At 50.6% G+C, this 13,844-nt stretch carries 11 protein-coding genes, 4 tRNA genes and 1 other annotated feature; of the genes, 1 reads left to right on the top strand and 14 read right to left on the bottom strand.

All coding sequences use genetic code 11. The annotated features are described in order from the left end of the window. Positions 1–205 precede the first annotated feature (205 nt). The 14 genes from DL94_RS0110145 to DL94_RS0110210 all read right to left on the bottom strand — a co-directional run bounded on the left by DL94_RS0110145 (position 206) and on the right by DL94_RS0110210 (position 13,026). The gene (locus DL94_RS0110145) at positions 206–1,039 is read right to left on the bottom strand and encodes an Mrp/NBP35 family ATP-binding protein (RefSeq protein WP_028130056.1); all 834 of its coding nucleotides are present in this window, start codon (positions 1,037–1,039) and stop codon (positions 206–208) included. Between the two features lie 77 nt (positions 1,040–1,116). Beyond that, on the bottom strand, positions 1,117–5,106 hold the full coding sequence (rpoC, locus tag DL94_RS0110150) for a DNA-directed RNA polymerase subunit beta' (protein WP_028130057.1): 3,990 nt from the start codon (positions 5,104–5,106) through the stop codon (positions 1,117–1,119). An 18-nt stretch (positions 5,107–5,124) separates the two neighbouring features. Further along, the gene (gene rpoB / locus DL94_RS0110155; protein ID WP_028130058.1) at positions 5,125–8,844 is read right to left on the bottom strand and encodes a DNA-directed RNA polymerase subunit beta; all 3,720 of its coding nucleotides are present in this window, start codon (positions 8,842–8,844) and stop codon (positions 5,125–5,127) included. Between the two features lie 301 nt (positions 8,845–9,145). Beyond that, positions 9,146–9,511 (bottom strand): 50S ribosomal protein L7/L12, encoded by a 366-nt coding sequence (gene rplL / locus DL94_RS0110160; RefSeq protein ID WP_028130059.1) that lies wholly within the window; start codon positions 9,509–9,511, stop codon positions 9,146–9,148. Positions 9,512–9,578: 67 nt separating this feature from the next. Continuing rightward, positions 9,579–10,118, bottom strand: coding sequence for a 50S ribosomal protein L10 (gene rplJ / locus DL94_RS0110165; protein WP_028130060.1), 540 nt, complete (start codon positions 10,116–10,118; stop codon positions 9,579–9,581). Between the two features lie 37 nt (positions 10,119–10,155). Continuing rightward, positions 10,156–10,298 (bottom strand) — a sequence feature (ribosomal protein L10 leader region). A gap of 53 nt (positions 10,299–10,351) precedes the next feature. After that, positions 10,352–11,032: a 50S ribosomal protein L1 gene (gene rplA / locus DL94_RS0110170; protein WP_014423821.1), complete on the bottom strand. Its 681-nt coding sequence runs from the start codon at positions 11,030–11,032 to the stop codon at positions 10,352–10,354. A gap of 65 nt (positions 11,033–11,097) precedes the next feature. Next, positions 11,098–11,523 carry a 50S ribosomal protein L11 gene (rplK, locus tag DL94_RS0110175; protein ID WP_028130061.1) on the bottom strand — a complete coding sequence of 142 codons (426 nt, stop codon included), beginning with the start codon at positions 11,521–11,523 and terminating at the stop codon, positions 11,098–11,100. A 38-nt stretch (positions 11,524–11,561) separates the two neighbouring features. After that, positions 11,562–12,110, bottom strand: coding sequence for a transcription termination/antitermination protein NusG (gene nusG / locus DL94_RS0110180; protein WP_028130062.1), 549 nt, complete (start codon positions 12,108–12,110; stop codon positions 11,562–11,564). 17 nt (positions 12,111–12,127) lie between these two features. Then, entirely contained in the window at positions 12,128–12,301 is a 174-nt protein-coding gene (gene secE, locus DL94_RS0110185) for a preprotein translocase subunit SecE (protein ID WP_037371735.1), read from the bottom strand. Between the two features lie 36 nt (positions 12,302–12,337). Continuing rightward, positions 12,338–12,487 carry a 50S ribosomal protein L33 gene (gene rpmG, locus DL94_RS0110190; protein WP_014423817.1) on the bottom strand — a complete coding sequence of 50 codons (150 nt, stop codon included), beginning with the start codon at positions 12,485–12,487 and terminating at the stop codon, positions 12,338–12,340. A gap of 171 nt (positions 12,488–12,658) precedes the next feature. Next, positions 12,659–12,735, bottom strand: a tRNA-Met gene (locus DL94_RS0110195). A 5-nt stretch (positions 12,736–12,740) separates the two neighbouring features. Then, positions 12,741–12,816 (bottom strand) — tRNA-Thr (locus DL94_RS0110200). Between the two features lie 12 nt (positions 12,817–12,828). After that, positions 12,829–12,904 (bottom strand) — tRNA-Met (locus tag DL94_RS0110205). Between the two features lie 46 nt (positions 12,905–12,950). Beyond that, positions 12,951–13,026, bottom strand: a tRNA-Met gene (locus DL94_RS0110210). 426 nt (positions 13,027–13,452) lie between these two features. Here DL94_RS0110210 and DL94_RS0110215 point away from each other — a divergent pair. Beyond that, positions 13,453–13,839, top strand: coding sequence for a NifB/NifX family molybdenum-iron cluster-binding protein (locus DL94_RS0110215; protein WP_028130064.1), 387 nt, complete (start codon positions 13,453–13,455; stop codon positions 13,837–13,839). Positions 13,840–13,844: the final 5 nt, after the last annotated feature.

A 13,844-nucleotide genomic window follows, 5' to 3' on the forward strand; every position in this document is an offset into this window, starting at 1 on the left:
CACCTCCTGCAGTATAGTGATTTCCCTGTGAATTATTCTCTCCTTCATCATAATTCGTCCCTGCCGATAAAAATCCTTTTCCCTTACTGTTGTGTTTAAGTAAAACTAAGCCCGGCAAAGGGCAATGGCTTTTCTTCGCTTGACGCATCATGTGTATCAGCGAAGAAAAGTTATGCCCCCTGCCGGGCGTCTTAAGTTTATAAGTTTATTTATCTAATTCCAGCAATTTTTCCGTTGCCTGATTAAGCCAGTCACCATCAGTTGTCTCAATCTGTCCGGCATCACACTCAGCTGCCAGCTGGGGCATAATGGGAATCCTGCCCAAAACATCCAGCTTATACTGCCCGGCAATCTCCTCAATATGGCTCTGACCATATATTTCATGACGCTTGCCGCAATCCGGACACTCAAAGTAACTCATATTTTCCACCAGGCCCAGGATTGGCACCTTCATGGCCTCAGCCATCTTAACGGCCTTTTCCACAATCATGGATACCAGTTCCTGCGGACTCGTAACGATGATGATACCATCCAGCTTGATGGACTGCATTACCGTCAGCGGCACATCGCCGGTTCCCGGCGGCATATCCACAAACATGTAATCCACATCCTGCCAGATAAAATCATGCCAGAACTGTTTGACCACACCGCTGATAATTGGGCCGCGCCATACCACGGGGTCCGTAGTATTTTCCAGCAGCAGGTTCATGCTGACAATATCAATACCACCGGCCGACGTCACCGGATATGCGCCCTGCTCACTGCCATGCACCTCACCACTTACGCCAAACATCTTGGGAATGGACGGGCCGGTAATATCGGCATCCATAATGCCCACATGCTTGCCTTTACGGGACATGGCTACCGAGAGCAAGCCCGTTACCAGGGATTTGCCCACGCCGCCTTTGCCGCTGACCACGGCGATTACGTGGCGGATATCACTGAGTTCATGCGGCGCCTCATGCATATCCTGCTTGCGTGTATCAGCCCCACACGTGGAACCGCAGGAACTGCAGTCATGATTACATTCTTCAGCCATTGCTAAAACCTCCTAAAATAAAAAGGAGAGAACTATCCTGTTGGATTGTTCCCTCCTTAAATTTATGCTTTATGCAGTTATGCCTCTACAGTTTCGTCAGCGGCAGTTTCCGTTTCCTCTACCGGTTTCGGGTCCTTATCCACAATCTTAAGGTTGCGGTAACGGCTCATACCAGTACCAGCCGGAATCAGCTTACCGATGATAACATTTTCCTTAAGGCCGATAAGCGGGTCAACCTTGCCCTTGATGGCGGCATCCGTGAGTACACGGGTGGTTTCCTGGAAGGATGCAGCCGACATGAAGGAATCGGTAGCCAGAGAGGCCTTGGTAATACCCAGGAGAATCGGTTTTGCCACAGCGGGTTCGCCGTCTTCCTCGATAGCCTTGGTATTGGCAGCCTCGAACTGGTTGATATCGATGTATTCGCCCGGCAGAAAATCCGTGCTGCCAGATTCTTCAATCTTGACCTTATGGAGCATCTGACGGACCATAACTTCGATATGCTTATCGTTGATTTCTACACCCTGAGACTTATACACTTTCTGTACTTCGTATACCAGATAGCGCTGGGTAGCCTGCAGACCGCAGACACGCAGAATGTCATGAGGATTGATAGAACCTTCGGTGAGTTTGTCACCCGGTTTTAAATGCATACCCTGCTTGGCAGCCATACGGGCACCATACGGGATTGCATATTCGCGGGGTTCGCCTTCTTCCGGAACGATGGTAACTTTGCGCATACCCTTGCCGGAATCTTCGACCTCAGCACGGCCTTCAATCTCAGCGATGATGGCGTGATGTTTCGGCTTACGTGCCTCGAACAATTCTTCGACACGCGGCAGACCCTGGGTGATATCGTCACCGGCAACACCGCCGGAGTGGAAGGTACGCATTGTAAGCTGTGTACCCGGTTCACCGATGGACTGAGCAGCGATGATACCAACTGCCTCACCGATTTCAACCTCGGCCTGATTAGCCAGGTCGCGGCCATAGCACTTAATGCAGACACCGAACTGCGACTTACAGGTAAGTACGCTGCGGATGGATACGCGGTCACGAACCTTTTCGATACGCTTAGCCATATCCTCATCAACAGTGTCGTTGATGGAGGCCAGACGTTCACCCGTAGCCGGGTCGTCGATGTTTTCAGCCAGCACACGGCCCACGATACGTTCAGCCAGGGATTCGATGATACCATCGCCTTCCTTGATGGCCTCAACTTCGATACCACGGACGTTGTTATTGCGAACACGTACTTCCTTGGCGTCGGAGGCGAGCATCTGGTCGATGAGCTCAGCCGTAAGTTTGGTACCAGCGGCTACTACTACGTTATTAGCGGAATCAACCACATCACGGGTTACTTCCTTGCCGCTCATTTCGTGAATCATGGAATCCTTCACCTTGGCACGGGCAGCTTCATCCGGCTCGCCCAAAGTGATGGCCTCGGTAATCATAGCGTTGCTGATAGCAGCCTCGGAGGCCAGGGAAGAACCACGGACCATGATTTCGCGGATTTCTTTCTCGCCGATAACGGCCAGTTTCTCTTCATCCAGAATTGTATCACGGACAAAGAGTACTTCCTTGGTTGCCGGGTCGATAACATCAGCCCCCAACAGACGGCCCATCAGGCTGTCATTGAGAATTTCCAGAGCGTCAAAGGTGGACTCGGCCAAACGGGCACGAGACTGAACCAGATTGAGCGTGGAAATATCGCAGTCCTCTTCACGCACGATAACATCCTGGGCCACGTCAACCAGACGACGGGTGAGGTAACCGGAGTCAGCGGTACGCAGTGCCGTATCGGCCAGACCTTTACGGGCACCATGCGAGGAAATAAAGTAATCGGATACGGACAGACCTTCACGGAAGTTAGCCGTGATCGGCAGGTCGATGATTTTACCGGACGGGTCAGCCATCAGACCGCGCATACCGGCCAGCTGACGCATCTGCTGTTTGTTACCACGGGCACCGGAGTCAGCCATCATGAAGATCGGGTTGAAGGCGTCCATGTTGTCCATCATGGCGTCAGCTACGTCGTCCGTAGCCTTGGACCAGAGGTCAACAACCTTGTGATAACGTTCTTCTTCCGTAATCAGACCACGGTCATAGCGGCGTTCAACCTTGTTAACAATCTGCTGCGTGTCGCTGATGATGGTCTTTTTCTTCGGCGGCACGATAACGTCGGAGATAGCAACGGTCATACCAGCTACGCAGGCGTAGTGATAACCGAGGTTCTTAACATCATCGATAACATGTGCCGTTTCCGTAGCCCCAAAGGCGTTATAGCACTTGGCAACCAGCTTGCCCAGTTCCTTCTTGTTCATCAGAACGCCCAGGCACCACTGGTCTGTTTCCTTATCCTTATAGAAATAACGGATTTCCTTGGGCAGGATTTCATTGAAAATCATGCGGCCCAAAGAGGTTTTAACGAGGCCATAACCTTCCATGCGGCACTGAATAGCAGCCTGCAGGTCAAGGTCATGCTGCTGATAAGCCAGCAGTGCCTCGGCAATACCCGTCAGCACCTTGCCTTCGCCCTTGGCACCAGGACGGATATTGGTCAGGTAGTAAGAACCCAGAACCATGTCCTGAGAAGGAACGATGATAGGCTTACCATCCTTAGGAGCAAGGATATGGTTGGCAGCCAGCATCAGAATACGGGCCTCCGTCTGAGCCTCCGAGGACAACGGCAGATGGATAGCCATCTGGTCACCATCGAAGTCAGCGTTGTATGCCGTACAAGCCAGCGGATGCAGTTTCAGAGCGCGGCCTTCGGTGAGTACCGGCTCGAAGGCCTGAATACCCAGACGATGCAGCGTCGGGGCACGGTTCAGGAGTACCGGATGCTCTTTGATAACATCTTCGAGTACGTCCCAAACCTCAGGACGGGCACGTTCCACCATACGTTTAGCGGATTTGATATTGTGAGCGGCTCCCGAAGAAACCAGCTTTTTCATAACAAAGGGTTTGAAGAGCTCCAGTGCCATTTCTTTCGGCAGACCGCACTGATGGAGTTTCAGTTCCGGACCAACGACGATAACGGAACGGCCGGAGTAGTCAACACGCTTACCGAGAAGGTTCTGACGGAAACGGCCCTGCTTACCTTTCAGCATATCGGAAAGGGATTTGAGCGGGCGGTTGCCCGGGCCCGTAACCGGACGGCCGCGGCGGCCGTTATCAATCAGAGCGTCAACAGCTTCCTGCAGCATGCGTTTCTCGTTGCGCACGATAATATCCGGCGCACCGAGGTCGAGCAGGCGTTTCAGGCGGTTGTTACGGTTGATAACACGACGATAGAGGTCGTTGAGGTCAGAGGTAGCAAAACGGCCGCCATCGAGCTGCACCATCGGGCGCAGTTCAGGAGGAATGACCGGTACTACATCCATAATCATCCAGGAAGGCTTGTTGCCGGACTTGCGGAATGCCTCCACAACTTCCAGACGGCGGATAGCACGAATCTTCTTCTGGCCGGAGGCCGTACGTACTTCCTTGCGCAGAACTTCGCTCATGCGCTCCAGGTCAAGTTCTTCCAGAAGTTCCTTGATGGCCTCGGCACCCATGCCAACACGGAAAGTGTTGCCATATTTTTCGAGGGCATCGTGGTATTCCTTTTCAGACAGCAGGCTCTTCTTGGCCAGGTCCGTATTGCCGGCATCGAGCACGATGTAGTAAGCAAAATACAGAACCTTTTCCAGCGCGCGCGGGCTGATATCTAAGATCAGGCCCATGCGGCTCGGAATGCCCTTGAAATACCAAATATGTGAAACCGGCGCAGCCAGTTCGATATGTCCCATGCGCTCACGGCGAACCTTGGCGCGCGTAACTTCAACGCCGCAGCGGTCGCAGACAATGCCCTTATAGCGGATACGCTTATACTTACCGCAATGGCATTCCCAGTCACGGGTCGGGCCAAAGATACGCTCGCAGAACAGACCATCGCGCTCAGGTTTGAGCGTACGATAGTTGATGGTCTCCGGCTTTTTGACCTCACCGTAGGACCACTCCCGGATTTTATCCGGGGAGGCCAGACCGATGCGCATCGAATCAAAATTATTTACATCCAGCAAAGAGATGACACTCCCTTCTTATTCGTCACCATTATCCCCATCGATTGCGTCCGGCTCTACGATAGAACCCAGGCTGCCGATGTCGGCAATGATGTCGTCCGGCTTTTCATCATCAGAGGGTGCTCCTTCATCATAGGAGTCTTCCTGTTTCGGTGCAGCGGCACCTTCCTGGCTGGGGTCAACCCCGGCCACATCAAAATCAAGTTTCTTAGCCGTTTCGTTGATATCTTCTTCGTCCTCATCCTGCAAGGAGATTTCCTTGGCATCTTCGTTGAGAACCTTGATATCAAGGCCGATGGACTGCAGTTCCTTAATGAGTACCTTGAAGGACTCCGGCACCCCCGGTTCAGGGATGTTTTCGCCCTTGACGATAGCCTCATAAGCCTTAACACGGCCAACCACGTCATCGGACTTAACCGTCAGGATTTCCTGCAGGGTATAAGCGGCACCGTATGCTTCCAGTGCCCAAACTTCCATTTCACCGAAACGCTGGCCGCCGAACTGGGCTTTACCACCGAGCGGCTGCTGGGTAACGAGGGAGTACGGGCCGGTAGAACGGGCATGAATCTTATCCGCAACCAGATGATGCAGCTTAAGGAAGTAAGTGCAGCCAACGGTTACGCGGTTTTCGAACGGTTCACCGGTACGGCCGTCATAGAGGACCGTCTTGGCATCGTCAGCAAGGCCGGCAGCACGGATAGTACCAAACACTGCCTCGTCACTTGCACCGTCGAATACCGGCGTTGCAATATGCAGACCTGCCACATCAGGAATCGGCATACCATTCTTGTCAAAGTCATAACCAGCTTCACGCAGACGTGCTTCCACAGTCGGATCACCATCTTTAATCTGCTGGCCCAGAACCTTAACGGCCATACCCAGGTGTGCCTCGAGAATCTGACCGATGTTCATACGGGACGGCACGCCGAGTGGGTTCAGCACGATATCAACCGGCGTACCATCCGGCAGGAACGGCATGTCTTCCTGACGCATAATGCGGGAAACGACACCCTTGTTACCATGACGGCCGGCCATCTTATCACCGACGCTGATTTTACGTTTCTGCGCAATGTAAACACGCACCAGACGGTTTACACCAGGCGGCAGTTCATCGCTGTTATCACGGCTGAAAATCTTCACGTCTACGATTTTGCCCTGTTCACCATGCGGTACACGCAGGGAAGTATCGCGGACTTCGCGGGCCTTCTCGCCGAAGATAGCACGCAGCAGACGTTCCTCAGCGGTGAGTTCCGTTTCACCTTTCGGCGTAACTTTACCAACGAGGATATCGCCAGGACGTACATCGGCACCAATGCGGATGATACCTTCTTCGTCCAGGTCCTTCAAGGCTTCTTCAGCCACATTCGGGATATCACGCGTGATTTCCTCAGGACCGAGTTTCGTATCACGGGCATCGCATTCGTATTCTTCAATATGAATGGACGTATAGAGGTCACGTTTTACGAGGTTTTCGGACAACAGTACGGCGTCCTCGTAGTTGTAACCTTCCCAAGGCATATAGGCAACAACGATGTTGTAACCAAGTGCCAGTTCGCCGTGGTCCGTAGCCGGGCCGTCAGCGATGGGCTGTTTTTCAACGACTTCATCGCCCTTGTAGACGATAGGAATCTGATTTATGCAAGTTCCCTGGTTGGAACGGATAAATTTCTGGAGTTTGTAATGGTCAAGCTCACCATTCTTCGTGCGGATATCAATGTAATCAGCAGTTACATTTTCAACCACACCGGCACGCTTAGCCAGAATCATAACGCCGGAGTCGCAGGCAGCCTTGTATTCCATACCGGTACCAACGAGCGGTGCCTGCGTACGGAGCAAAGGAACAGCCTGACGCTGCATGTTCGCACCCATGAGGGCACGGTTAGCATCGTCGTTTTCGAGGAACGGAATCATTGCCGTAGCAATGGAGAACACCTGACGCGGGCTAACGTCCATGTAGTCAACAGACTCACGGGCATGCAGGCCGGTTTCCTCATTGTAACGAGCCGTTACACGCGGATTTACGAACCATTCGTTTTCGTCCAGCGGTTCGTTGGCCTGTGCAATTACGAGCTCATCCTCTTCGTCAGCGGTGAGGTAACGCACTTCATCCGTTACACGCTGCGTTTCCTTGTCCACACGGCGGTACGGCGTTTCCATAAAGCCGAACTGGTTCACGCGGGCATAAGTTGCCAGCGAACCGATAAGACCGATGTTCGGGCCTTCAGGAGACTCTACCGGACACATACGGCCGTAATGGGAGTTATGTACGTCGCGGACTTCGAAACCGGCGCGTTCACGGGACAGACCGCCCGGGCCAAGGGCCGACAGACGGCGCTTATGCGTAAGTTCGGACAGCGGATTGTGCTGGTCCATGAACTGGGACAGCTGGGAGGAACCAAAGAATTCCTTGATAGCTGCCACTACCGGACGGATGTTGATAAGTGCCTGCGGCGTGATAACATCCACGTCCTGAATGGTCATGCGTTCGCGAACCACGCGTTCCATACGGGACAGACCAATGCGGAACTGATTCTGCAGGAGTTCACCTACAGCGCGCACACGGCGGTTGCCCAGATGGTCAATATCATCAGTATTGCCTACACCATCCATCAAGTTGAGCAGATAGTTAATAGAGGCAATAATATCGTTTTTCGTAATCGTACGCTCATGAATATCCAGCGTCGGCGAGCACAGGAGTTTCATGCGGCTGCCATCTTTTTTCAGCAGGTACAGCTGCACGATTTCGCCTTCGCCAAACAGCTGGCGCTCACGCTCGATATCAACAGCGTCGAGCATATCTTCCGTTACTACCTCGCCCTGAGGAATAACGATTTCGCCAGTTTCTTTGTCAACAATCGGCTCAGCCAGAACCTTGCCGAGGATACGGCGCTTCCAGCCCAGCTTCTTGGTGAGTTTATAACGGCCAACAGTAGCCAAATCATAACGCTTCGGGTCAAAGAACAGCGAATCGAGGAGCTGCTGTGCATTGTCCTCATTAGCCGGTTCACCCGGGCGCAGACGGCGGTAAATTTCAATTACAGCCTTACCCTGGGATTTAACGTCCTCGCCGTCACGCTCGAGCGTATTCATAATGCGGGGATCTTCACCAAAGAGGTCAATGATTTCTTCATCCGTAGCAAAGCCAAGGGCACGAATAAAGTAGGTTACCGGCATCTTACGGGTGCGGTCGATACGGACAGATACCACATCATTGGTATCCGTTTCGAGTTCAATCCATGCACCACGGTTCGGAATAACCGTTGCATTATAAAGATGCTTACCTGTCGGGTCAATTTCCTCTCCATAATATGCACCTGGAGAACGAACCAACTGGCTGACGATAACACGTTCTGCACCGTTGATGATAAACGTACCGGTATCAGTCATGAGCGGGAAATCACCCATGAATACTTCCTGTTCTTTAATTTCGCCCGTCTCACGATTGATAAGACGCACATTCACCCGAATGGGAGCTGCCAGCGTTACGTCACGCTCTTTGCACTCGTCGAGCTCATACTTGGGCTCGCCCAGCGAAAAGCTCTCAAAGGACAGTACGAGATTCCCCGAAAAGTCCTGAATCGGCGAAATGTCATTAAAGATGTCCTGCAAACCTTCATCGAGGAACCACTGGTAGCTGTTCCGCTGGATATCCAGCAGATGCGGCATTTCCATGACTTCCTTGATTTTAGCATAGCTATACCTGGTTCTTTTGCCTACCGGCACAGGATTAAATAACAAATCCTTCACCCCTTAGCCTGATTTTACTAGAATTATTTCTTGAAATGAAGGGCATTATAGCACGCCTAAAGAGGCGGAATAGATGAACAAGAAAAAAAACAAGGTCTAATCAAAATTTACACCTTGCTTCCAGTTCCTTTCCGCTTGCGCACACTAATCCCTATTCAATTTCCTGTAGTTAATAATACTAACACCTTTAGCATGATATGTCAAGGGTAAATCCTTGGCATTTTACAAAAAAATAAAGAGGAGGCATTTCCGCAGAAATGCCTCCTCTATGCTGCTTATGCAGCGAACCGAATTACTTCAGTTCAACCGTAGCACCAGCTTCTTCGAGCTTCTTCTTGAGCTCTTCAGCTTCAGCCTTAGCAACGTTTTCCTTAACGGTAGCAGGAGCGCCATCAACGAGTTCCTTAGCTTCCTTCAGGCCGAGACCCGTAGCTTCACGAACAGCCTTGATAACGTTGATCTTCTTGTCGCCAGCGGAAGCGAGGACAACGTTGAATTCGTCCTTCTCTTCAGCAGCAGCAGCAGCGCCGCCAACAGCAGCAACTGCAACCGGAGCAGCAGCGCTAACGCCGAACTTTTCTTCCATAGCCTTTACGAGCTCAGACAGCTCGAGGACAGTCATGTTTTCAATGGCTTCCATAATCTGATCTTTAGTCATTTTAATATACCTCCAAAAAAATCTTTCTTTAAATTCTTAATAAGTTATATAAGTTGAAGAGAACGCCTTAGGCGGATTCCTTCTGAGCGCGAATAGCGTCAAGCACATAAACAGCGTTGCGAATAACACCCTGCAGTACGTTGACCGTATTGCTGATAGGAGCATTCATGCTGCCCAGCATCTTGGCGATGAGTTCTTCGCGGGACGGCAGGTCTGCCAGAGCCTTAACCTCTTTAGCATCAATAACCTTGCCTTCAACCGTACCAACCTTAACAGTCAGCACTTCGTTTTCATCGAGCTTGTTCTTCTTGATGAAACCGCAGATAACTTTTGCCGGAGCAATAGCATCCTCCGTGGAGAATGCGAAAGCCGTGGTGCCCTCGAGATGAGCATCAAAACCTTCGATACCTGCTTCCTTCGCAGCCAGGCGGAGCATCGTGTTTTTAACAACATGGTACGTTACACCAGCGGCGCGAAGTTCACGACGGAGCTGCGTATCCTGAGCAACCGTAAGACCACGGTAGCTGGTCAGCACAACACCTTTAGCGTTCGTCAGCTGATCCTTCAGTTCAGCAACGATAGCCTGTTTCTTCGTCAAATTTGCCATTTTCTAGTTACACCTCCTGCCTGTTTAAGATTTATTAAAGCCTGTAAAAAAACCTCCGGCTGCGTCCGCCGGAGGTTGAATTTTCAAATTCATGGTGCTCCGGCCTCGGCAGGCGACAAAAAATCGTCGTTAGATGATAGATATCAAACCTGCTGTCTACAGCCATCGTTATACAGTTGTCGGAACATTACGTTCCGCAAGGCCGGAGCCTCGTCTGAACCGGACTCTAAGAATTAGAGCTGAACAGGGATGCCAGGGCCCATCGTTGCGCTAACCGTAATGGAGCGCATGTACTGGCCTTTAGCAGCCGCCGGTTTTACACGGTTCAGTGTATCAATCAGGGCCTGGAAGTTCTGCTGGAGCTTCTCAGCGTCGAAAGATGCCTTGCCGATCGGGCAATGTACATTACCAGCCTTATCGGTACGGTATTCGACTTTACCTGCTTTAATCTCGGATACAGCCTTCGTGAGGTCCATGGTAACCGTACCCAGTTTCGGGTTCGGCATGAGGCCGCGGGGGCCGAGAACCTTACCAAGACGACCGACAGTGCCCATCATGTCCGGAGTAGCTACTGCGACATCGAAGTCGAGCCAGCCGCCCTGGATCTTCTGGACGATTTCATCGGAACCAACGAAGTCAGCACCTGCTGCCTCTGCTTCCTTAACCTTTTCGCCCTTTGCGAAAACGAGTACGCGCTTGGATTTACCAGTGCCGTGCGGCAGTACCATAGCGCCACGTACCTGCTGATCAGCATACTTCGGATCTACGCCGAGACGTACGTGCAGTTCGATAGTTTCATCAAACTTCTTCGTAGCCGTCTTTTTAACGAGTTCCATAGCCTCAGCAGCCGTGTAGAACTTGCCAGCTTCAACGAGCTTGCAAGCGTCCTGATATTTCTTACCAGCTTTAGCCATTGTAAGTTTTCTCCTCTCGTGGTAATAACGGTTATTGCCTCCCACAGGGATGAAATGTGAACTAATTAGTCAACGATTTCGATACCCATGCTGCGAGCCGTGCCCTCGATCATGCGAGTAGCAGCCTCGATATCAGCAGCGTTGAGGTCTTGCATTTTAGTTTCAGCAATCTTCATTGCTTCAGCGCGGGGCAGTTTTGCCACCTTGTTCTTGTTCGGTTCACCGGAAGCCTTGTCGAGCTTAGCAGCCTTCTTCAGAAGAACAGCAGCCGGCGGAGTCTTCGTGATGAACGTGAAGGATCTATCCTCAAAAACCGTAATCTCAACAGGGATGATGAGACCTGCCTGAGCCTTGGTTCTCTCGTTGAATTCCTTACAGAACCCCATGATGTTGACACCAGCCTGACCAAGTGCCGGACCTACCGGAGGAGCCGGATTAGCCTTACCTGCAACAACCTGAAGTTTTACAACTTTAGAAACTTTCTTTGCCATTTAATTTCACCTCCCAAAAAGGATTTACGTGGCTTCAATCAAATAGTTTCGACCTGATCAAAGCCAAGGTCAATCGGGGTTTCCTCTACGAGAACCTTTACACGACCCTTTTCAGCGTCGATTTCCGTAATAGTACCCGTATAATTTTCAAATACTCCCGAATTGATACGAACCACATCCCCGATAGCTACATTGAGTTCGGGTTTAAGCTCTTCTTCGCCCATGGATTTCAAGATACGTTTCGCTTCAGCATCGGTAAGCGGTATCGGGTGTTTTTCAGAACCAACGAACCCGGTAACACCGGTGGTGTTGCGCACAACGTACCAGGAGTGTTCATCGACAATCATGTCAACCAGCACATAACCTGGGAAGACTTTTCGCGGAACGACCTTTTTCTTGCCGTCCTTGATTTCGACCTCATCCTCAACGGGCACAACGACATTGAAAATCATGTCGCGCATATTGGCCGTATGAATCAGGCGTTCAAGGTTTGCTTTAACCTTGTTTTCATAACCTGAATAGGTATGAATTACATACCATGCTCTGCCAGGGTTATCCTGTCGCAGGTCCATCTCTTCGTTTGCCATGCTACCCTCACTCAAGCTTACCTTAAAATGATGTGGAACAATCTTGCAAAGATGGTATCACAGAACCAGATCAGAACGCAGACAATCGCTACAGCAATGCCTACGACAACAGTATAGTTGACAAGTTCCTTCTTGGTCGCCCATGATACTTTTTTCAATTCGGCGATTACTTCGTCTATGAACTTCTTCACAGTTACTTCACATCTCCGTTCAACCCGCAAAAGCGATTACTTCGTCTCTTTGTGCGTCGTATGTTTCTTGCAGAACTTGCAATACTTATTGAACTCCAGACGATCCGGGTTGTTCTTCTTATTCTTGTTGGTGCGGTAGTTGCGGCTATGGCACTCCGTGCACTCCAACGTGATATTGTTGCGCATCTCTTGTTTACACCCCTTACGCTCAGATACTATGACTCTTTCACAATGTCACTAATACAATTTAGCACACTTGGAAAAGCCTGTCAACAAAAAAACCTTGACAAGTCAAAATTTAATTATCGCCATCTTACATAAAATAAAACCCCTGAATCAGGGGTTCATTTAACTAATTGGTGGCGGCACAGAGATTCGAACTCCGGACACTGCGGGTATGAACCGCATGCTCTAGCCAACTGAGCTATGCCGCCATATATGGAGCTGATAACCAGGATTGAACTGGTGACCTTATCCTTACCAAGGATACGCTCTACCGACTGAGCTATATCAGCAACATTAACATTTGGTTGCGGGAATAGGACTTGAACCTATGACCTTCGGGTTATGAGCCCGACGAGCTACCGACTGCTCCATCCCGCGATTACTCTATCATATCTTATCAGCACTGTCAAATATAAAATATATTTGGTTGCGGGGACAGGACTTGAACCTGTGACCTTCGGGTTATGAGCCCGACGAGCTACCGACTGCTCCACCCCGCGATTAACCTGGTTCCTGCTGCTTTGCGCTCTCGCGCTCCGCCGCGTCATCGGCTGACAATAAAAGATTATATAGCATCGATATTTATATGTCAACACCTTTTTTATATTTTTTTCATTTTTAATTCCCTTGCTTTAGTTTTCCCCCTCTCATCTGGCTCCAGCCTTCATTATTTGTTTTATATAGGACTTAAAAATGCTATAACGAGGCAAGAAAATGTCCCCCACCTCAGCAGGTGGGGGCACGAATACCAAAACAGACGGCGAGCATATCTCCCGCCTCGTTGCGAAGCGAAGCTAGTCCTTTAGGGAAACGCCAAGAGGAAGTTTTGCCTATGGCAAAACTGGAACAACGGCGTTATAATAGCTTTTGAGAAACGACATTTCATTTATATGTCAATATTCAGCAGAGAAAGGATTTAAGAAACTATGAAAATTGCAGTTACCTATGACAACGGCCAGATTTTCCAGCACTTCGGCCATACCTCCCAGTTTAAAGTTTATACTGTTGAAAACAACACCGTCACCGAATCCCATATTTTAGACAGCAACGGTGCCGGTCATGGCGCTCTGGCTACCCTCCTGCAGACCGAAAAGATTGATACCCTTATCTGTGGCGGTATCGGTGCCGGTGCACAAAACGCTTTGGCTGCAGCCGGCATTACCCTTTATGGTGGTGCACAGGGCGATACGGATGCCGCTGTAAATGATTTACTGGCCGGCCGCCTCGCCTACAATCCTGACGTTCACTGCAGCCACCATGACCATGAACACGGAGAAGGTCACAGCTGCGGCAGTCACGGCTGCCACCACTAATACAG

The organism is Selenomonas sp. AE3005 (assembly GCF_000686945.1).
GTDB lineage: Bacteria > Bacillota > Negativicutes > Selenomonadales > Selenomonadaceae > Selenomonas_A.

Excerpts from the sequence above, each read along its gene's own strand:
- DL94_RS0110145 (WP_028130056.1), bottom strand. The coding sequence starts at position 1,039 with ATGGCTGAAGAATGTAATCATGACTGCAGTTCCTGCGGTTCCACGTGT.
- rplL (WP_028130059.1), bottom strand. The coding sequence starts at position 9,511 with ATGACTAAAGATCAGATTATGGAAGCCATTGAAAACATGACTGTCCTC.
- rplJ (WP_028130060.1), bottom strand. The coding sequence starts at position 10,118 with ATGGCAAATTTGACGAAGAAACAGGCTATCGTTGCTGAACTGAAGGAT.
- rplA (WP_014423821.1), bottom strand. The coding sequence starts at position 11,032 with ATGGCTAAAGCTGGTAAGAAATATCAGGACGCTTGCAAGCTCGTTGAA.
- rplK (WP_028130061.1), bottom strand. The coding sequence starts at position 11,523 with ATGGCAAAGAAAGTTTCTAAAGTTGTAAAACTTCAGGTTGTTGCAGGT.
- nusG (WP_028130062.1), bottom strand. The coding sequence starts at position 12,110 with ATGGCAAACGAAGAGATGGACCTGCGACAGGATAACCCTGGCAGAGCA.
- rpmG (WP_014423817.1), bottom strand. The coding sequence starts at position 12,487 with ATGCGCAACAATATCACGTTGGAGTGCACGGAGTGCCATAGCCGCAAC.
- DL94_RS0110215 (WP_028130064.1), top strand. The coding sequence starts at position 13,453 with ATGAAAATTGCAGTTACCTATGACAACGGCCAGATTTTCCAGCACTTC.